Below are 19,758 nucleotides of genomic sequence, written 5' to 3' on the forward strand. Positions count from 1 at the left end.
AAGCTCTTTTCTGAAACTTTTTTGAAAGGGACTTCAACCCATTAAACAAAGAAAAAGGGACTGTCCCTTCGTCATTATGAATGACATTTGGGACAGTCCCTCTTCGATCTGGCTATTTAACAGGCAGTAGTATGGTAAATGTCGTACCGGCACCCATTACACTGTCCGCTTTAATTTGACCCCGATGGGATTCGATAATGTTCTTTACAATGGCAAGACCCAGGCCGGTTCCGCCTGCCCCGCGCGTACGAGCTTTATCCGCTTTATAGAATCGCTCGAAAATATACGGAAGGTCACCCTGAGGGATTCCCTCACCCTCATCTGTCACTTTAATCTCGACATAAGCCTTCTGATCCACGATCACGTTGCAGGCGCTAAGCGTGATTGACGCTTGCATCGACGTATGGCGAATCGCATTGTCCAGCAGGTTCGTCAGCACTTGCTCCATACGATCCTCGTCTGCTTGCGCGATGACGAGCGGATCTGGCGGAAGTTCAATATGAAGATGGATGTCCTGCTCCTTCGCACGTACCAAGAACTTGCGATGTACTCGCTTCAGAAGTCCGGTCAGGTCCGTCTCGACCAGCTTCATCTCAATATGACCGGCTTCCATTCTCGCCAGATCGAGCAAATCCTTCACGAGCCGCCCCATTCGCAGCGACTCCTCATAAATCACCTGCGCGAGCTCCTTGCGCTCCTCCGGTGAACCTGCAATATCATCGAGCAAGGCTTCGCTGTAGCCTTGCAGCATCGATAATGGCGTCCTGATCTCATGGGAGACGTTAGCGACGAAGTCGCGGCGAAGCTTCTCCAGCTTCGTCTCCTCCGTTACGTCCCGCATCACCGCAACCGCGCCGCGAACGGTATGATTCGATTTGAGCGGAGCCATTACTACATCCCACACACCGCTTTGCACATGGATTTTATCGGATAAGTCCCGACCTTCCCGAAGCACTTTGCGGTAGAGGTCAAACATCGGCTCGGGCACCTGTGTATGTGAGCCAATATAATCTTCGGTCCATTCCAGCTCATTCCACTTGTCAATTAACTTCTGTCCATGTGGATTGGCCAGTATGATTTGACCTTCGGCATCGAAGGTCACGACCGCATCAGCCATGCTCCGATGGACGCTCGCCAAGTGATCCTTCTCATGATTGAGGTCATGGATCAACGTATCCAACTCAGAAGCCATATTATTGAACGTGGTGGCCAAATCACCGATCTCATCCGTTGAGCGAATAGGCACTCGTGTACGGTACTCGCCTTGGGAGATCAGATCAGCCGCTTTCTTCAGCTGAAGCAGCGGCTGCGTGATTTTGGTAGAGAGGAAGAACGCAAAGAACGTCGATAACAGAAACCCGATGATGGCCGTGTAAACAAAAAGCACCTTGACATCATGCGAGTTCTTGAAGGCAATGTCGATATATTGAAGCAGGAACATCCCCAGTATAAGCAATACGACAGCCACAAGCGCGATAATTGTAATCCATAGCTTCCCGACAACACTTCGCCAGATCATCACTTACTTCGGCACCTCAAGCTTATAACCTACGCCCCAAACCGTCGTGATCATCATCGCCGCTTCCGGAGAAACTTTGTTCAGCTTCTCGCGAAGTCGTTTGACATGGGTATCCACGGTACGAAGATCTCCGAAAAACTCATAGTTCCAGACGTCTTTCAACAATTCTTCGCGGGAAAACACTTTATCCGGCGAAATCGCCAAGTAATGAAGCAGCTCATATTCCTTCGGCGTTAGACTGACCTCTTGACCGCCAGCCATGACACGATGTGCATCATGCTCGATAATGAGATGCGGGAACACGATATTATTGCTCGTCAACGCTTCCTTCGTTAAGAAGGCGGTAGCGGACGAACGGCGTAGGATGGCTTTCACGCGATAAATGACTTCGCGAGGGCTGAATGGTTTCACGACATAGTCGTCAGCGCCTACTTCAAACCCTTGCACGCGGTTCATTTCCTCGCCTTTAGCCGTCAACATAATAACAGGCGTCGCCTTTACCTGACGCAGTCTGGAACAGACTTCTACGCCATCAATTCCCGGCAGCATGACATCCAGCAGTATCAGGTCGAATTCACCTGCCGTTGCAAGGCGAAGTGCCGTTTCTCCGTCCTCAGCCTCCTCAATGAGATAGCCTTCCTTTTCCAGATACATTTTGAGCAGCCTGCGAATTCGTTCTTCGTCATCAACTACAAGAATGCGGTGAAGTTCTTCAGACATGTCCGTTGTCTCCTTTCAAATCTTGCTAATCTTCATTAAACGCCTGCGTAGGAGTGCAAGCCGACGAGGACCAAGTTAACCCCTATCAGCGTAAACAACACAATGACAAAGCCGATAACCGCAAGCCATGCCGATTTGGAACCGTGCCACCCGCGCGATAGACGCAAGTGCAGGTAAGCCGTGTAGTACAGCCAAGTAATAAGCGCCCATACTTCTTTTGGATCCCAGCCCCAGAAACGCGACCAGGCAATGTAAGCCCAGATCATTGCGAATATTAGCGCGCCAAGCATGAAGATCGGGTAACCGATCGCAATGGCGCGATAGCTGATTTCATCAATATCATCTTCGTCGATATCATCCATCAGAGGATGAATCGCGGCCCCGATCCGCTTGCGCAAGACAAGTCGCAGGATACCGTATAGTATGGCCCCGTTAATGATTGACCACGTAATCGTGTTCAGTTTACGAGCCGCGTTGACGCCTTTCATCCAAGAAGGAGTCTCCATCAGCGGTTTCTTCACGCCAAGGAAGGCATCAATCGATACATCTTGGCTGTTATACGGCTTGAAGATTGGCGGAAGGGAGTATTCAACGGTTTCAGTCGTCGTGCTCTCAATTCCTTTGTCATCAATGACAACATTCTCTTTCTTGAACGTCGCTTCATAACCGGCGCCACGGAAAGAGAAGACCGAACCGATAAAAGCAATGATGATCACGATGACAAATAGTGTAAATTCGACCCAGCGTTGTTCGCGTCTTGCTTGCGGACTCGTTTTCTTGAAGTCGACCGTACGAAGCAAGTACATCAGTCCGGCTGCAAAACCGACTGCGAAGAAAGCTTCGCCTGTTGCCGCTGTCGTCACGTGAACTTTAAGCCAAATCGACTGCAGTGCCGGGATGAGCGGCTGAACCTCTTGAGGGAATACCGCTGCATAGGCAACGATGATAACCGTTAATGGCAATGTGAACAAACCAAGCAGCGGTTTGCGGTAGATCGCATTGACGATGACGAAAGCAAACATAATGGCCATCGCCAGAAAAGTCATAAACTCATACATGTTACTGGTCGGGATGTGGCCTCCGCCGATCCAGCGCGTAATAAAGAAAGTGACGTGTGAAGCAAATCCAAGTATCGAGACCGCGTAAGCGACCCGGCCCCAGCGGCGAATATGCTCTTCCGGGCTGCGGTTGCTCCACTTGCGACCGAGCGCGGCAACGCCGTAAAACATAAATCCGAAGCAGTACAGAAAAAATGCGACGATAAACGCGTCGCTGCTAAAATCAAGCAAACTCACGATTTGTTCCTCCCGTTATCGAGCGTCTTCGGCTCTACGACGACGCCTAACCCGCGCAACGCGGAAGCGACCTCGGCACGCATGCCGTAATTATTCTTGTTCGTATGTGCGCCTAACGTGACGCGGCCGCCCTCTATGCGAAGCCAAATTCTGCGGTGATGCCAATAAGAACCCAGCAACAGCCCGAACATCGATATGCCGGCCCCTACCCAGATATAAGGCATCGCCCGATCGGAGCGAATGTTAAGCGAGGTCATCACACCTGCGAACTCGACACCTTCCATAGTCGGCACCTTCAGCTCAAACCTTTTGCCCATTTCCCCATTGATGAGATCCTGGCTGAATCGCGCTTTGTCGGTTTGTTTCGGGAAGTACATGTACGGCTCGCCATCCGCCGCCAAATCCGGACCTTTCATCACGAACACAAATGCCGGCGCGTTCGGCTCCTTGGATTTCGTAGTCGGCTTGCCTTCCGAGTTCAGCGCAAAATCCATGTACGTCTGACGGAGTTCAAGCGTGTACGGTCCAAGCTTGTAGGTTAATTCCGGATTGCGCATGACGAGATCGATTGGCCCATAGGTCTTGCCCGTCTTATGATCGATCAGCACCGGATGAACGGCCTTCAGCTTCGGTGTTTCGTCGAAGCCGAACTGATACGCCTTGATGCCTTTATAGGAAAGCGGATCGTTCACGATAATAGCGTGACGTTTCACTTCTTTCAGCTGCGGCTGCTTGGAAGGATCATCGCAATCCGCCTCGCATTCATACAGCACGGCTTTCGTCTCGTAGAGCTTCGCCCGAGCTGTTCCTTTCATCGATTCCGGAAGCTCTGCATCCGTATAATAGTTAATCGTAAACTTCTCGTTCTTCACGTAATAGTTCGTCTCCGGGATTTGAACCGTATCCCCTTCCGTTACCGTTACGTAATTGTCCATGGCCCAGCCCGGAAGCGTGCGCAGCAGCACCGCGAGCAAGAACACGATCAAGCCAATATGATTAATATAAGGGCCCCAGCGACTGAACCGATATTTCTCCGCCAGCAATGCGTCGCCTTCATGATGAACCTTATAATGCTTGCGTTTTAGCTCTTTAGCCATAGCAGCGGTCCAATTCTCTGCTGATCCTTCAATATCACCGGTGTACACGGTCTTCTGTCTGGTCAAGAACGTGTTATGCTTGCGAATTTGTTGTTTGTTCAATGCCCGATAGAGCGGCAGCACGCGATCAAGACTGCATATAACGAGCGAAGTTCCGATCATAACCAGCAGGCCGATAAACCACCAAGACTCATACGTATTGGACAAGCCAAGCTTATAATACCATTTGCCGATCCAGCCGTAGCGCTCTTCGTAATACGTTGTAGGATCAAATGAGATAAAGGCATTCTCTTGCGTGAAAATCGTGCCGACCATAGCCGCAATCAGTGTAATCACGATCAAACGAACAGCAATTTTAACCGAAGAGAAAAAGTTCCAAACGCGATCAATCGGCGACGGATTCGCCTTCTGCGAGCGACGGGCAATGCCGTCGTAGCGCATTTCGAGCGGCGCATCGTTCTCTGCTTCCTCGCCGTCCAGCGGGTTGCCGCAATGCTCGCAAAGGACGGTTCCGACCGGATTCTGGTGACCGCATTCACATTTCGTATTTTCAAAAGTCAACATGCAAAAAAACCTCCTTCGACTAGGACTGAAGCAATTTCTCGATACGCTTGTCCATGTCCGCTTCCGCCATCGGTCCGACAAAGATGTCTTGAATCGTTCCATCAGGCTTCACAAAGAAGGTAGTGGGATACGACTTCAAACCGTACTTTCGCTGTACGTCATTATTCTCGTTAAGCAGAATGGAATAGTTGACATCAAACTGCTTCACAAAATTAGAAACGGTCAATTTGTCCTCGCCAAGATTAATCCCGACGACTTCAAACGACTTGTCTTTATGCTTCGCGTATTGGGCGACCAAATCCGGCGTCTCCGTTACGCAGCCCGGACAGTATGTACCCCAGAAGTTGATGACAAGTGCCTTGCCTTTGTAGTCTGCGAGCCGGTGTGTTTGGCCGTCCATGCCAAGCAAAGCGAAATCCGGCGGCTCCGAGCCTTTCCGCGGCAGACCGTCATGAGAACTAAACAGAGCATTGCCGATCGCGTAACCCCCGAGGAGCAGTACGCCTAGAAAAATAACAATCTGAATAAGTCTGCGGTTCGATTTCATATAAGTGTTAGTCACCGCCTGTTCCTATGCTGCAATTTTCTTGCATTTCAATACTTTCATTATAACGAAAATTCGACGGCAATTGAGGTTGCCGTCGCTCGTTATTTTTGAATTTTATGTGTCTTGACAGCCGCTGCGCGCAGCTCTTGGACCTCTTTGGGCGTTAAATGGCGGAACTTTCCACGCGCCAATCCGTGCAGTCCCAATTCCCCGAATCGTACGCGGCGAAGCAGCAGTACCGGATGATTAATCGCATCGAACATCCGACGAACCTGTCTGTTGCGTCCCTCGTAGATCGTAATCGTAATCGTCGCCTGATTCTTCTCCGTATTTACATCGTGATACTCGACCTCTGCAGGTGCCGTCATTCCGTCCTCAAGCAGAATGCCTTGCTGCAGCCGCTCCAGCGCCGTGCCGTGCGGTACCCCTTTAACGGTGGCCCAATAAGTCTTCGGTACGTGATGGCTCGGATGCGTCAATAAGTTCGCAAACTCGCCGTCATTCGTGAGCAGCAGCAAACCTTCCGTATCATAATCAAGCCGGCCTACAGGATAGACGCGCTCTGTAATGCCGGGCAGATAATCCGCCACAATCTTGCGTCCCTGCGGGTCACTCGCACTTGTAATGACGCCTTTGGGTTTATGAAGCATCAAGTAAAGCTTGCTCTCACTCTGGATTCTGCGGCCCTTCACCGTAATGATATCAACGGCCGGGTCTGCTTTGACTCCCAGTGTAGTCACTGTCTCCTCATTGACCTGTACTTGACCGGACAAGATGAGCTCCTCGCATTTGCGGCGTGATGCAACGCCCGCCTGCGCCAAAATCTTCTGTAAACGTTCCAATGATTTCACCTCACCCACCATCATACCCTAAATGACAGGTGGAAAGAAAGTGCACAACAAATATGCCCGCAAGAGCGAATGCACGATCGTGCAGTACGCTTGCGGGCATGATCCGGTTAACTTAACCAAACACGAATAAACAAATGATGATAGCAGCGAAAAAACCGACGAAGTCTGAAAATAACCCTACTTTAAGCGCATACTTACTGCGCCTGATGCCTACCGCTCCAAAATAAACCGTGAGTACGTACAGTGTCGTATCCGTGCTGCCTTGAATCGTGGATGAGATCCGACCAATCATGGAGTCCGGCCCATATGTCTTGATAAGCTCGGTAGTGAATGCAAGTGACCCCGCTCCGGTAAGCGGCCTTAGCAGTCCGAGCGGCAATACTTCGCTTGGAATACCTAAGCCATCAAACAATGGCCGTATGAGCGAAGCCATCATATCCATCGCGCCGGATGCTCGAAACATACTGATCGCTACCATCATCCCGACCAGATGCGGAATAATATTAATCGCCGTGCCGAAACCGTCCTTGGCTCCTTCGATAAAGGTTTCATACACGGGTACGCGCTTAAATGCGGCATAGAGCGGAATAAACACGATCATGAACGGGATGATCCAGGCTGAGACGGCCGTTATCCATTCATACAACGGCCTCACCCTTTCCTTGGCCGTCTGCCGTGAGCGACTCCACACTTCGAGGAGCTGCCGTTCCATCGCGACTGGTAAATCGCGGCGGCTTATTGCGATATCGTTTGCGATACCAGCGATCGGCAGCAATTGCCGCGGCTGTCGCAACCAAGGTAGCCGCTAGTGTTGTCCCGACAATCTCCGCCGGATGCGCCGAGCTGTAAGTCATGCGAATTGCAATTAACGTCGTTGGGACAAGCGTAATGCTGGACGTATTGAGCGCGAGCAGCGTGCACATGGCCGCCGAAGCGGTTTCCTTATCTGGATTGAGCTTCTGCAGCTCCTGCATCGCTTTAATCCCCATCGGTGTAGCCGCGTTGCCGAGCCCAAGTATGTTTGCACTCATGTTGCTCATTATGTAACCGAGGGCCGGATGACCCTTCGGCACGTCTGGGAATAGGAATCGGACAACAGGCTGCAGCAAGGCGGCGATTTTGCGGAGCAGACCCGCATCCTCGCCGATACGCATAAGCCCCAGCCAGAACACCATCACGCTGATGAGCCCGAAGCTGACGGTGACTCCGCTCTTCGCTCCTTCAAATGCGGCCTCGGTCAAGGCTTCCATTCGACCATTCACGATTGCTGCTACAAAGCTGACCGCGATAAAGAAAAGCCAAATGAAATTTACCATCCCCCGGCCTCCTTCCCTCCAAACAAAGTAGACAGCGTGACCGTCAGTGCCCTGCGGAAGGAAGCTGATGATAAGCCGCCATATGCAGACTCCGATTGATCACCGATCACCCAAGCCGGTTTCTCCGGCATTGTAATACGCTGACTTTGCGGATCGAATACCGGCGTCGAGCCAATCCTCTCCTCGCCGATAAACCACTCCAGCTTCCCGCGCTCGCCCAGCTTGTATGCTGTCGAGTTGGCATCAATCAGCGTCAGCTTCGAGCGCAGCTGCTGCTGCTCGCCTTCCGCAAACGGATAAAGCAGCGTCCGTCCGACGGCAAGCGGATATCCGTTTATCGACTGGCCTTTGCGAGTCACTTCGGTTAAGCGGAAATTCGCAAAGCCGAAATCGAGAAGCTTCCGATGATCCTGCCAATCATCCCCGTCATTTAAGGTAACGGCAACAAGCTGCTGGCCATTCCGTGTAGCCGAACTGACCAAGGTACGAAGCGACTTCTTCGTATAGCCCGTTTTGACGCCGTCCGCTCCTTCGTACATCGTGAGCATTTTATTCTTGTTCCGCCATTGGTAGTCCCAGCTGTCATTCGGATTAGGAGCCTTCTTCTCCTTCGTCTTCACGATTTCTTTGAACACCGGATTCTTCATGGCGTAGGCAGTCAGCCTCGCCAGATCGTTCGCAGATGAATAATGTCCCTCGGCGTCCAGGCCGCTCGGGTTCATGAACTGGGAATTTGAGAGGCCCAGCATCTGTGCCTTCTCATTCATCATATGGACGAACCCTTCCTCCGTACCGCCGACATGTTCCGCAATCGCTGTTGCTGCATCGTTGCCGGACCTTAGCATCAAGCCGTAAAGCATATTTTGCAAGCTCATTTCCTCGCCGCGCTGCAAATAGATGGACGATCCTTCTTTGCCTGCAGCTCGTATGCTCGTCTTCACTTTGTCGGTGAGCTTGCCGTGCTCAATGGCTACAATAGCCGTCATGATCTTCGTTAAGCTGGCAATGAGCATGGGCTTGTCCCCGTTGTAGCTGTAGAGAATGCGGCCTGACTCCACATCGATAAGCGCTGCGCCTCTGGCATGAGTCGAAACCGTCTGTTTCGAAGCAGCAGCAACAGCCGTCAATCCGGACAGGAAGAGTAATATCGCGGTTGCAAGCAGCAGCAGTTTGTACACATTTCGGATGAATCTCGACCTCATACACTTCCTCCTTCGAAACTGGCGGGCAAGAACATGGTCTTGTACCAGTATATGAACGGGTCCATGAGATATACTACCGAGCCCGTCCTGAAAAAAAAAGAAACCGCCCCGCAGGGACGGTTCCATATGCGATTAGTGGCCATCCATACTTTCGATGAGGACTGATTCCAGCCCGCTGTCACTGTTTGCCGTGCCTTTTTTGAACATGCTCTGAATTTTCTCGAACACTTGCGGCGCAGAATCAATGACCTTTTCCATCAAATGAGTCTGATTATCCAGCGGAACAATGCGTACCCCTTGCGTGCCTACGACAAGGAATGCGATTGGCGTTATGGATACCCCGCCGCCGCTTCCGCCGCCAAACGGCAGTTGAACGGCTGCGTTATGCGTGTCGCCTTGCTTGTGCTCGTCGAACCGGATATCACTTCCCCCTGCGACAAAGCCGAAGCCTACTTTCGAAATCGGCATGATGACGCTGCCGTCAGGTGTTTGGACCGGATCACCGACAATCGTATTTACGTCGACCATTTCTTTGATATTTTCCATTGCTGTCTGCATTAAGCCTTGAATCGGATGGTCTGTCATCTCAAAAAGTCCTCCTTGGTTCAAAGTCGGTAGCTGCACCTTGCCGTTCATATCGTTCCCCTGCTTCAGGAGCATTATGTAATCAACCGCGGAGCAGAATACGCTGTAAGCCGTGCAAACCGCCAGGAAGGCCGTTAGCCTTCTTAATCCGGCCGAACAACCTCATAATGGCAAAGATTGCATAACCGAACGGCACCTTTGCGGTGAATTGGCCTTCCGTTGAGAAATGAGCCTTCTGGTATACCGGTTCAACGACTAGGCTTGGATTCGCAGTTAATCGAACAAGCTGCGACAGAACGCCGATCGTCGTTGTTTTCACCGACCAGACCATGCCGGTCAGCATGGCTGTCCACATCGCGTCGCCTGTCCCAACTGCGGTTCGCCATTGCCATTCCGTCAGTCTTACATGTCCCAGCGTTATGCGAACCCATCCCAGCATGTCGTCCGTATGCTTGAGCAGTAAATTCGCCTTGTCGATGGACTTCAGAATCGAATTCGAATCCACGTTTTTCATTTTGGCATCCAGATCAACCCCGCCTGCATTCTCAGCCGTCATTTCCTGTTTCAATTCGATGCTCATTCCTTTGAACTTCACAATAGGCAGCTGCCAATGGTAATGAATCAAACCGAATAGTGCCCGAATGCGCAATTCCGCATCATCGTCGTTGCCGATCCGTTTCATATGGCCGCGAATCACAACGGGAGACGATAACGCAATGATCAAGAGCAAAAAAAAGAGACCTGTCCCGATCATCCATCCGAGCGGGTAGCCTAACATGGCGTTTCCCCCGTTTCCCTTAATTGGTCGGATATAGTATGACCTAGCGGACAAATCTCATTCTTGTTTCTAGCTTTCTTCTATTGGCGAAGGCATCTCTTCGAGCGTCATTTGACGGCCTTCCAGCCTCTCGAACAGCGCTTGCGTCTGCTCGTCCAAGGAATCGTCGATGACTGCCGATGGCTCCGGAAGCGCATCAAGACCAGCGAGTCCGAAGTAATCGAGAAACGACTTCGTCGTGCCGTACAGAATCGGTCTTCCGATTTGCTCGGCGCGGCCGATCTCTTCGATTAAATCTTTGTTCACCAGCGATGCAATCGCCCGATCGCTCTTCACGCCTCGAATTTCCTCGATATCGACACGCGTTATCGGCTGTCTGTAAGCAACGATCGATAACGTCTCAAGTGCCGCCTGCGATAAGCTTGAACGAGTCGGCGAGTGCGCCATGCGCTCGAAGTAAGCAGCATGTGCAGGGTTGGTCGTAAGCCGGTAAGCACCGGCAACGAAGGAAACCTGTATGCCGCGCTTCTTGCTCTTTAAATCCTTCGTGAGATCTTTCACGATGTCTGCCGTCACAGCTGCATCCAGTTCTAGAATTTCGGATAGCTGCTTTGTCGTCAGCCCTTCATCCCCGGCCATGAACAGCAGACCCTCAATAATCGACTTCAGTTTCGAGAAATCCACCTTCGACTGCTTCTCCTCTCCAATGCACGACGATATCCTCAAACAGGCTGTGCTGATAACAACGAATATGCTTCATTTTCATCAGCTCAAGCAGCGCCAGGAAGGTAACGACTACCTCGTGCCGGCTCATATCGTCGCGGATCAGCTTGGAGAAGCGGACCGTTTCGAATTCGCGAAGCACCTCGATAATATCGCGTATACGGTCTTTGACCGAAATTTCGTCACGCTGAATGGTCGCAATGACATTACGTCTTGACGCTTTGCGCAGCGCCTTCTGAAAAGCTGCGATCAGGTCGCCGATATTCAGTCCTTTAACCGGGTTTTCCGGAATGGCCTTCATGAAAGGCGTCAAATCCTCCGGCTCCTTCGTATAGACAAGACTCCGCTCGAATTCCTGTTCGCGGAGCTGCTCGGCGATTTGCTTATACTTCCGGTACTCCACCAGCTTCGCGATAAGCTCATCACGAGGGTCTAGCCCATCATCGGGCCATTCGTCGTTATAGTCGTCGTGATCGATGACCGGCGGCTTCGGCAGCAGCTGTTTGCTTTTGATGGAAAGCAGTGTGGCCGCCATGACGAGAAATTCGCTCGTGACCTCCAGCTCCAGCTCTTGCATCGCATTCAAGTAGTCCATATATTGATCCGTAATTTCGCTGATGGACACCTCGTGAATGTCGATTTCTGCTTTATCGATGAGATGAAGCAGAAGATCGAGCGGTCCTTCGAACGATTCCAGCTTATACGTCACCGCCATGGTGAAAGCCAACTCCTACAATGTTCTCGTCTTCGCTCTTAGCCTTGAAGCACTTTAGTCAGGTTCGCCATTTCGATGGCCGTAACTGCAGCTTCCCAGCCTTTATTGCCGGCTTTCGTTCCTGCACGTTCAATGGCTTGCTCAATGGAATCTACTGTCAGAACGCCGAAGATCGTTGGCACGCCTGTTTTCAGAGCTATAGCGGAAACGCCTTTCGCAGCCTCGTTGCACACGTAGTCGAAGTGAGGTGTTGACCCCCGAATAACGGCGCCAAGCGTGATTACCGCGTCGTATTTGCCGCTTTCGGCCATCTTCTGCGCGATCAAAGGAATTTCAAATGCGCCCGGTACCCATGCTACATCCACTTCACTGTCGGCTGCGCCGTGACGTTTGAATGCATCGAGTGCTCCGCCAAGCAGCTTGCTGGAAATAAACTCGTTAAAACGTCCTACTACTACACCATATCGTAATCCTTCAGAAATTAAATGTCCTTCAAAAACTTGCGGCATTGAAAATTCATCCTCTCGGTTTTCCTTGTTAGCAAGGTTAGTTTGTTTGTTGAGACTTATTACGAGTTGTTGCGAGTTATTGCGATTTATTGAGGCAAATCGTCAAATTTCAGCAAATGGCCGAGTTTTGACTTTTTGGTGTGCAAATAGCCGTTGTTGTCTTCGTTCGCGTCCATCTGAATCGGAACACGCTCGACCACTTCGATACCGTAACCTTCCAATCCGCGTATCTTACGCGGGTTGTTCGTTAGGAGCCGCATCTTGCGGATGCCGAGATCCTTCAGAATCTGAGCACCGATACCGTATTCGCGCAAATCCGGGGCAAAGCCCAGTTTAATATTCGCGTCGACGGTATCTAATCCCTGCTCTTGCAGCTGATAAGCTTTCAATTTGTTAATCAAGCCAATGCCACGGCCTTCTTGACGCATATAGAGCAGCACGCCATTGCCGGCTTCATTAATTTGACGCAGCGCCGCTTCGAGCTGTGGACCGCAGTCGCAACGATGGGAATGAAACACGTCTCCGGTCAAACATTCGGAATGGACGCGTACTAGGATGGGCTGCGTCGGATCGATTTCGCCTTTAACGAGAGCAACATGCTCCTTGTTGTCTACTTCGTTGGTGTAGGCAACTGCGCGGAACACGCCGTAATCCGTTGGCATCTTCACATCCACGACGCGCTCAACCAGCTTCTCTTTCTCATTGCGGTAGTGAATCAGCGACTGAATGGAAATCAGCTTCAAATTATGTTTCGCTTTGAATTCGATGAGATCCGGCAGGCGAGCCATGGAGCCGTCTTCTTTAATGATTTCGCAGATGACCGCTGCCGGCTTGGAACCGCACATGCGAGCCAAATCGATCGCTGCTTCCGTATGACCGGCCCGGCGCAAGACGCCGCCTTTCTTGCCAATCAGCGGAAAAATGTGACCCGGTCTTCTGAAATCGTCCGCTTTCGCGCCTGAACCGTCCATTAACGCTTGAATGGTTTGAGAACGCTCATAGGCGGAAATGCCTGTTGTCGTTGAAGCATGGTCAACCGACACCGTGAAAGCTGTTCCGTGATAGTCCGTGTTGCGCTGCACCATCGGCGGAAGATCCAGCTCCTCGGCACGTTCTGCCGTAATCGGTACGCAGACGAGTCCACGCGCTTCCGTGATCATGAAGTTAATGATCTCGGGCGTTGCTTTACTGGCAAGGGCAATTAGATCGCCTTCGTTCTCGCGGTCTTCGTCATCCGTGACAATGATCGCTTTGCCTAATATCAAATCATAGATGGCTTCCTCGATTGTATCAAATGCTTCTGTAGTCATATTTTCTCACTCTCCTTATCAAGGCTGTCTGTCTCTATTTATTACATAAATCCGTTCTCTGCCAGAAAAGCTGCCGTTAGGCTGCTCTTCGGTTCCGCGGACCTGTTGTCTCCTGAACCATCAGCTGGGCGATCACCTTTAAAATGAAGCAGGTGGTCGACATACTTGCCAAGCACGTCGCACTCCACGTTTATGACACTGCCGGCTTGCTTCAATTGCAGAGCAGTCTCGCGAAGCGTGTGCGGAATGATGGAAACCGAGAAGCTGCTCACGCTGGCATTCACGACCGTCAAGCTAATGCCATCCAGCGTAATGGAGCCTTGTGGAATGACATAGCGCATTAGTCCGGAATCATGCGGCCTAATTGTAAACACAACCGCGTTGACATTATTCTCTCGACTGAGCACTTCGCCTGTTCCATCAACATGACCCTGTACAATATGACCGCCGAAGCGACCGCCTGCTTGCATAGCCCTCTCCAGATTCACGCGTTCGCCGGGGCGGATATCCTTCAGATTCGTGTGCCGGAACGTTTGCGGCATGACATCTGCCGTGAAGATCGTGGGACTGAGCTCCGTTACCGTTAGACACACGCCATTGACGGAAATACTGTCGCCGATAGCGGCATCCTTCAGAATTTGGGGTGCTTCGATCGTCAGGACCATCGCTTCACCTTGCTTATGCGTCTTCTTCAGCGTGCCGATTTCTTCAATAAGTCCGGTAAACAACGATTTCTCCCCCTCTCCCTTTCACTCTTTCACTCTTCAATTTCGATTGCGCAGATAGCCGCTGAGCAGCACATCGTCTCCGACTCTTTCCATGGCCATCTCCTCCAAGCTGATGGCCTCAGACATCTTGTCGAAGCCTTCGAATTGGAAGACGCCGGGTGCGGCGGATCCTCCGATTAGCTTCGGCGCAATAAAGAGCAGCAGCTTATCGATTAACCCTTGCTCCAGCATAGCCCCGTTCAGCTTGCCGCCGCCTTCGAGCAGAATCGAGCCGATCTCCAGTTCACCGAGCTTATGCATGGCGAGCTTCAGATCTACTCGGCTCCCGCTTCCGCAGCGGATCACTTGAGCGCCGACTTCTGCGAGTGCAGCTTCTTTAGCCGAATCAGCGCCTTCAGTCGTAAGAACAATGACACGTGAAGAGCGGTCTTGAATCGTTCTGGCTTCAAGCGGCAGCCGAAGCGTTGAATCTACGATGATGCGAGCAGGATGCACGGCAGGTACCGTTAGCCGAGTTGTAAGCTCAGGGTCATCGGCCAGCGCGGTATCGACTCCCACCATGATACCCATGTGCCGATGCCGCAGCGTGTGCGTCAACTCTCTGGCCGCCGCACCACTGACGTACCTGCTGTCGCCCGTCTTCGCTGCCAGCTTCCCATCCAAGGTCATCGCTGATTTCATGGTGACGAAGGGCAGTCGAGTGACGATGAATTTATTAAACATTTCGTTCATGCGTGTTGATTCTTCGCCGAGAATGCCAACCTCGACTTCAATGCCCGCCTGCTGCAGCTTCGCGATTCCGCGGCCGGCAACCTGTGGATTCGGATCCGTGCAGGCTACGACTACTCTTGCAGCCTTGGCGGCGATTAATCGGTCGCAGCAAGGAGGTGTTCGGCCATGATGACTGCACGGCTCCAGCGTGACATAAACGGTCGCACCTTCTGCTTGATCACCGGCCATGTTGAGCGCATGTACTTCTGCATGACCTTCGCCTCGCCGTAGATGCGCGCCAAGCCCAACGATGCGGCCTTCCTTCACGACCACACAGCCGACAACCGGATTGATGTCCGTCTGCCCCTGTGCCTTTGACGCCATATCTAGTGCGAGCCGCATATACATTTCGTCGTTCAATACTGCGATTGACATAACAAAAATCACCCCTTGGCAGTTGGCCAACGGGGTGATGGGTGTGAAAAACCATAAAGGGACGTATTCGAAGACACATTTAAACAAACTCAGCAACATTGTGAAAAAAAGAACAAAGTTGGCGAGAAATGAAAAAATGGAATTCGCGTACTGTCTCCTTCTCCCATCCAGACTTTACTGTCGGTCCCGGATTTACACCAGGTCCACCGTTTCACATGCTCCATGCCACTAGGCGTCTGGAACAATGTAACCCGGGTCACGGACTGACAAAGTGATGGCTGCCATTCGTCGAACGAGCAGCACAGCCCTTTGATCACCGCCGGTTGGGACTTTCACCCGACCCCGAAGGAAAAACGCAAATACTTTGAAGAAATGTTACCACTTCGCCATGGAAAATGCAACTTGTTTCCGTTGAGTGTCTGGTTTGAGACAAAAAAAGGCCGTCCCTATCATCATAATGATGATCTGGGACAGCCCCTTTATTTCTTACACTTCTACGATTTCAACCTTGCTCATTTTGTCGCGGCCTTTGAATGCATCGACATGCTCCATGCCTTTGGACACTTTACCGAATACGGTATGTCCGCCGTCAAGGTGCGGCTGCGGCTGGTAAGCGATATAGAACTGGCTGCCGCCGGTGTTACGGCCGGCATGCGCCATTGCGAGCGATCCGCGCTCATGCTTGTTCGGATTGATTTCGCAATCGATTTGGTAGCCGGGACCGCCTGTGCCTGTCCCGCTCGGGCATCCGCCTTGAGCGACGAAGCCGGGAATGACGCGGTGGAAGTTCAAACCGTTGTAGAAACCTTCGTTAGTCAGCTTCTCGAAGTTTGCTACTGTTCTCGGTGCGTCCTTCTCGAACAGGTCGATAAGAACCTCTGCACCGTTTTCCATTGTGATCTTAGCTTGTTTAGCCATTGTATTGCTTCCTCCTCAAAACCCTATTATTTAGCTGCCGACGTTTGCTGCATACGCGCAGGAATGACGTCATTGCCGATAATATCGTCAAGCGATTCCCGTTTGACAGCTACGTCAGCTGCACCGTCTTTTACAAAGACGACAGCTGGGCGGCGAATGCGATTATAGTTGCTCGCCATAGCATAATTGTACGCGCCTGTGCAGAATACAGCAAGTAAGTCGCCGCTATTGGCTTTAGGAAGCTCCAAATCGATGATCAATTTGTCGCCGCTCTCGCAGCATTTGCCTGCAACGGTAACGGTTTCTTCAAGCGGATCGTTAGCACGGTTAGCTAGAACCGCTTCGTATCTGGACTCATACAGCGCTGGGCGAGGGTTGTCAGTCATACCGCCGTCAACGGCAATATACTTGCGTACGCCAGGGATATCTTTGCTTGTCCCAACCGTATACAGCGTCGTACCCGCATCGCCAACCATACTGCGACCGGGCTCAACCCAAATCTCAGGAAACGGGTAGCCGGCTGCCGAGAAGTTCGTTTTGATGGAATCGGTGATAGCTTTCACGTATTGCGAAACCGGAAGCGGAGTATCGCCTTCTACATAACGGATGCCGAAGCCGCCGCCAAGGTTGATTACGCGGAACGTAATGCTCAGCTCTTCACGTACTTTCACTGCGAAGCCGGCAACTTTATCAACCGCCATTGCAAAACCTTCAACTTCGAAGATTTGCGAGCCGATGTGGGAATGAACGCCGAGCAGCTCAAGGTTAGGCTGTGCAGCCGCTTCTTGAATCGCTGTGTAAGCTGTGCCATTGCCAAGGTCGAAGCCGAATTTGGAATCGGTTTGGCCTGTGGTGATATATTCATGCGTATGTGCTTCTACACCTGGCGTGATACGAAGTAATACGTTAACTTTCTTGCCTTTGTCGCCCGCCAGCGCGTTAAGCAGGTACAATTCGTTGAAGTTATCGACTACGAAGCAGCCAATGTTCGCATCAAGCGCCATGTTGATCTCTTCAGGCGTTTTGTTGTTGCCGTGGAAGTGAATCCGTGCAGCCGGGAAGCCGGCTTTAATCGCTGTGTACAGCTCGCCGTCGGAAACAACGTCCAGCGACAGACCTTCTTGCTCGGCGATCGTGCACATAGCCATTACGCTGAATGCTTTACTAGCGTAAGCTACTTGGAATTTAAGGCCCGAAGCGCGGAAAGACTCGACATACTCACGTGCTCTCTGACGAACGAGCGCCTCGTCGACGATATATAGGGGTGTTCCGAATTGTGCGGCCAAATCAGCCGTATCGCAGCCGCCGATTTCCAGATGGCCTTGTGCATTAATTTTGCTGGTACCGTGTAAGTACATGTAATATTCCTCCGTTTTCTCCCATGAAATTCCCAATGATTATGTTTGCACCATTTAACATCAGTATAGCGCATTCGGTCAATGGCCGAAATGGATAAATCCACATTTCATTTGCATTTTTTGCAAAAGCGTTTAGCGATGCTTGTCAGTAGGCATTCGATCCCGCTGCTGCGGCTTCAGCAAATTCGGCCTAGTCCGGTTCGACAGCACCGGCACGCGGATAATAATGCTGAGCAGTCCTTTCGGGTCAAACGGGATAAGAGGCCACATATAGGGTCTGTTAAAGGAGCGGCTCAGAACCAGCATAATAAAGGTGACCGTCGTAGCGACCATAAATCCCGGCACCTTGAAAATCGCCACTGCGACGATAAGAAGCAGCCTGATGATTCGGTTGGCAAGGCCTAGCTCATAGCTTGGCGTCGCGAACATTCCGATCGAAGCAATCGCCATATACAACACGACCTCATTGACGAACAATCCCGTCTTGACCGCGATATCGCCGATCAAGATAGCCGCGATCAACGACATCGCAGTAGCAAGCGGAGTCGGCGTATGGATGGATGCCATCCGCATTAAATCGACTCCGACTTCTGCGAGGAGGAATTGCGCAACCATCGGCAGTTTGCCCGGCTTCTGCGCTCCGATGAAATCCAGCGCCGGCGGTTTGAGCTCCGGCTTGAGCGTGAACAGAAACCATAACGGAAGCAGGAACAAAGAGGCTGCAATCCCGAAGAAACGGACCCAGCGCAAATAGGTGCCGATAAACGGCGTTTGCCGATTTTCTTCCGCATGCTGCGTCAAATCAAAGAACGTCGTCGGCAAAATCATCACGCTCGGCGTTGTATCCACGAATAGCGCGATATGCCCTTCCATCAGATGGACAGCTACCGTATCCGGGCGTTCCGAATAGCGCACGAGCGGGAACGGGTTCCAGCCCCGCTTCACCGTGGCTTCCTCAAGCTGCTTGTCTGCAAGCGGTAATCCGTCGAGCTTGATTTGTTGGATTTTCTTCTTGATGGCGCTAAGCATCTCTTTATCAACGATATCGTCGATGTACGCGATACAAACATCCGTCTGCGTCCGTTCCCCGACTCGCATAATCTCATAGCGCAGCTTCTTATCCCGCAGCCGGCGGCGGACAAGCGTCACGTTTACGAGCATCGTTTCGACGAACCCGTCCCGTGCACCGCGAACGACGCGCTCTAGCGATGGCTCCTCGGGATTCCGAGCCGGAAAGGCTTTGGCATCAATGAGCAGTACGGTGGATTGACCTTCTATGTACATCGCAGTTCCGCCTGCGAGTACATTGTTCAACATCAATTCCCAGTCATTCTCTTGCGCTACTTGTACGGCCGACACATAGAGATCGAGAAAATCATGAAGGACATCCGTGGAGAGATCCTCCGATTCCAAGTAGGTCAACCGTTTAATAATTTCAGTCAGCACCGTATCCTTCGCAAAGCCGTTGATGAAGAAGAATGCGGTCCTCTTGTTTGCAAAGGTCATTTCGCGGACCACAATATCGAAGCTCATTTTGAAGCCAACTTCATCCTCCAGCTGCTGCAAGAACTCGTCCATCTTCAGAGGAATCGGGACTTTAGGTTTCTCGGTCTTTAATTGCGGCCGTTTGCGATGGCTGATAATCGGCTGATCTTCTTCCGCAAACGGAGGCTCCGAGAACTGGATGCCACTGTCATCCTCATGCTGATCAGCACCGGTACGGGAATCCGCGCTCGCCTCCTTCTCCCCGTCATTTTCGTTCAACTTGCCCTCGTTGTCATACCAGAAAACATGAACGGGCTTCTTAAATCCAGAGCCTGTTTGCTCTTCACTGTCGCCAGTATCGCGTCCACTCATATCAAACCCTTCCTTCCCTT

At 51.5% G+C, this 19,758-nt stretch carries 20 protein-coding genes and 1 riboswitch; all 20 genes read right to left on the reverse strand.

Annotated elements, in window-relative coordinates:
- Window positions 1-112: 112 nt before the first annotated feature.
- The 20 genes from BLW29_RS05160 to BLW29_RS05255 all read right to left on the reverse strand — a co-directional run bounded on the left by BLW29_RS05160 (window position 113) and on the right by BLW29_RS05255 (window position 19,738).
- Window positions 113-1,522 (reverse strand): ATP-binding protein, encoded by a 1,410-nt coding sequence (locus tag BLW29_RS05160; RefSeq protein ID WP_090976781.1) that lies wholly within the window; start codon window positions 1,520-1,522, stop codon window positions 113-115.
- Window positions 1,523-2,239: a response regulator transcription factor gene (locus BLW29_RS05165; protein WP_090976783.1), complete on the reverse strand. Its 717-nt coding sequence runs from the start codon at window positions 2,237-2,239 to the stop codon at window positions 1,523-1,525.
- 35 nt (window positions 2,240-2,274) lie between these two features.
- Window positions 2,275-3,534 carry a cytochrome c biogenesis protein CcsA gene (gene ccsA, locus BLW29_RS05170; RefSeq protein ID WP_090976785.1) on the reverse strand — a complete coding sequence of 420 codons (1,260 nt, stop codon included), beginning with the start codon at window positions 3,532-3,534 and terminating at the stop codon, window positions 2,275-2,277.
- Window positions 3,531-5,195: a cytochrome c biogenesis protein ResB gene (locus BLW29_RS05175; RefSeq protein ID WP_090976787.1), complete on the reverse strand. Its 1,665-nt coding sequence runs from the start codon at window positions 5,193-5,195 to the stop codon at window positions 3,531-3,533. The genes ccsA and BLW29_RS05175 overlap by 4 nt, the downstream gene beginning before the upstream one ends.
- A 19-nt stretch (window positions 5,196-5,214) precedes the next feature.
- Window positions 5,215-5,757: a redoxin domain-containing protein gene (locus BLW29_RS05180; RefSeq protein WP_371264670.1), complete on the reverse strand. Its 543-nt coding sequence runs from the start codon at window positions 5,755-5,757 to the stop codon at window positions 5,215-5,217.
- 86 nt (window positions 5,758-5,843) lie between these two features.
- Window positions 5,844-6,584: a pseudouridine synthase gene (locus BLW29_RS05185; protein ID WP_090976791.1), complete on the reverse strand. Its 741-nt coding sequence runs from the start codon at window positions 6,582-6,584 to the stop codon at window positions 5,844-5,846.
- 121 nt (window positions 6,585-6,705) lie between these two features.
- Complete coding sequence (locus tag BLW29_RS05190) at window positions 6,706-7,194, reverse strand: spore maturation protein (RefSeq protein WP_177186497.1); 489 nt, start codon at window positions 7,192-7,194, stop codon at window positions 6,706-6,708.
- A gap of 37 nt (window positions 7,195-7,231) precedes the next feature.
- The gene (locus tag BLW29_RS05195; RefSeq protein ID WP_090976795.1) at window positions 7,232-7,909 is read right to left on the reverse strand and encodes a nucleoside recognition domain-containing protein; all 678 of its coding nucleotides are present in this window, start codon (window positions 7,907-7,909) and stop codon (window positions 7,232-7,234) included.
- A complete protein-coding gene (locus BLW29_RS05200; RefSeq protein ID WP_090976797.1) occupies window positions 7,903-9,111 on the reverse strand; it encodes a D-alanyl-D-alanine carboxypeptidase family protein in 1,209 nt (402 codons plus the stop codon). Before BLW29_RS05200 ends, BLW29_RS05195 begins: the two co-directional genes overlap by 7 nt.
- Before the next feature lie 132 nt (window positions 9,112-9,243).
- Window positions 9,244-9,696: a GerW family sporulation protein gene (gene ytfJ / locus BLW29_RS05205; RefSeq protein ID WP_090977165.1), complete on the reverse strand. Its 453-nt coding sequence runs from the start codon at window positions 9,694-9,696 to the stop codon at window positions 9,244-9,246.
- Window positions 9,697-9,778: 82 nt separating this feature from the next.
- Window positions 9,779-10,474, reverse strand: coding sequence for a DUF2953 domain-containing protein (locus tag BLW29_RS05210; RefSeq protein ID WP_090976799.1), 696 nt, complete (start codon window positions 10,472-10,474; stop codon window positions 9,779-9,781).
- A gap of 69 nt (window positions 10,475-10,543) precedes the next feature.
- Window positions 10,544-11,158 carry an SMC-Scp complex subunit ScpB gene (gene scpB / locus BLW29_RS05215; protein WP_090976801.1) on the reverse strand — a complete coding sequence of 205 codons (615 nt, stop codon included), beginning with the start codon at window positions 11,156-11,158 and terminating at the stop codon, window positions 10,544-10,546.
- Complete coding sequence (locus BLW29_RS05220; RefSeq protein ID WP_090976803.1) at window positions 11,127-11,912, reverse strand: segregation and condensation protein A; 786 nt, start codon at window positions 11,910-11,912, stop codon at window positions 11,127-11,129. Before BLW29_RS05220 ends, scpB begins: the two co-directional genes overlap by 32 nt.
- A 38-nt stretch (window positions 11,913-11,950) precedes the next feature.
- Window positions 11,951-12,421 (reverse strand): 6,7-dimethyl-8-ribityllumazine synthase, encoded by a 471-nt coding sequence (gene ribE, locus BLW29_RS05225; protein WP_090976805.1) that lies wholly within the window; start codon window positions 12,419-12,421, stop codon window positions 11,951-11,953.
- A gap of 86 nt (window positions 12,422-12,507) precedes the next feature.
- Entirely contained in the window at window positions 12,508-13,731 is a 1,224-nt protein-coding gene (locus BLW29_RS05230) for a bifunctional 3,4-dihydroxy-2-butanone-4-phosphate synthase/GTP cyclohydrolase II (protein ID WP_090976807.1), read from the reverse strand.
- Window positions 13,732-13,772: 41 nt separating this feature from the next.
- A complete protein-coding gene (gene ribE, locus BLW29_RS05235) occupies window positions 13,773-14,459 on the reverse strand; it encodes a riboflavin synthase (RefSeq protein ID WP_090976809.1) in 687 nt (228 codons plus the stop codon).
- Window positions 14,460-14,495: 36 nt separating this feature from the next.
- Window positions 14,496-15,605 (reverse strand): bifunctional diaminohydroxyphosphoribosylaminopyrimidine deaminase/5-amino-6-(5-phosphoribosylamino)uracil reductase RibD, encoded by a 1,110-nt coding sequence (gene ribD, locus BLW29_RS05240; protein WP_090976812.1) that lies wholly within the window; start codon window positions 15,603-15,605, stop codon window positions 14,496-14,498.
- A 151-nt stretch (window positions 15,606-15,756) separates the two neighbouring features.
- Window positions 15,757-15,959, reverse strand: a riboswitch (FMN riboswitch).
- A gap of 132 nt (window positions 15,960-16,091) precedes the next feature.
- Window positions 16,092-16,523, reverse strand: a complete 432-nt coding sequence (locus BLW29_RS05245; protein WP_090976814.1) for a peptidylprolyl isomerase — start codon at window positions 16,521-16,523, stop codon at window positions 16,092-16,094.
- 26 nt (window positions 16,524-16,549) lie between these two features.
- Entirely contained in the window at window positions 16,550-17,881 is a 1,332-nt protein-coding gene (gene lysA, locus BLW29_RS05250; protein ID WP_090976816.1) for a diaminopimelate decarboxylase, read from the reverse strand.
- A gap of 132 nt (window positions 17,882-18,013) precedes the next feature.
- Window positions 18,014-19,738 (reverse strand): spore germination protein, encoded by a 1,725-nt coding sequence (locus tag BLW29_RS05255; protein ID WP_090976818.1) that lies wholly within the window; start codon window positions 19,736-19,738, stop codon window positions 18,014-18,016.
- Window positions 19,739-19,758: the final 20 nt, after the last annotated feature.

The organism is Paenibacillus sp. CF384 (assembly GCF_900106745.1).
Classification (GTDB): domain Bacteria; phylum Bacillota; class Bacilli; order Paenibacillales; family Paenibacillaceae; genus Paenibacillus_Z.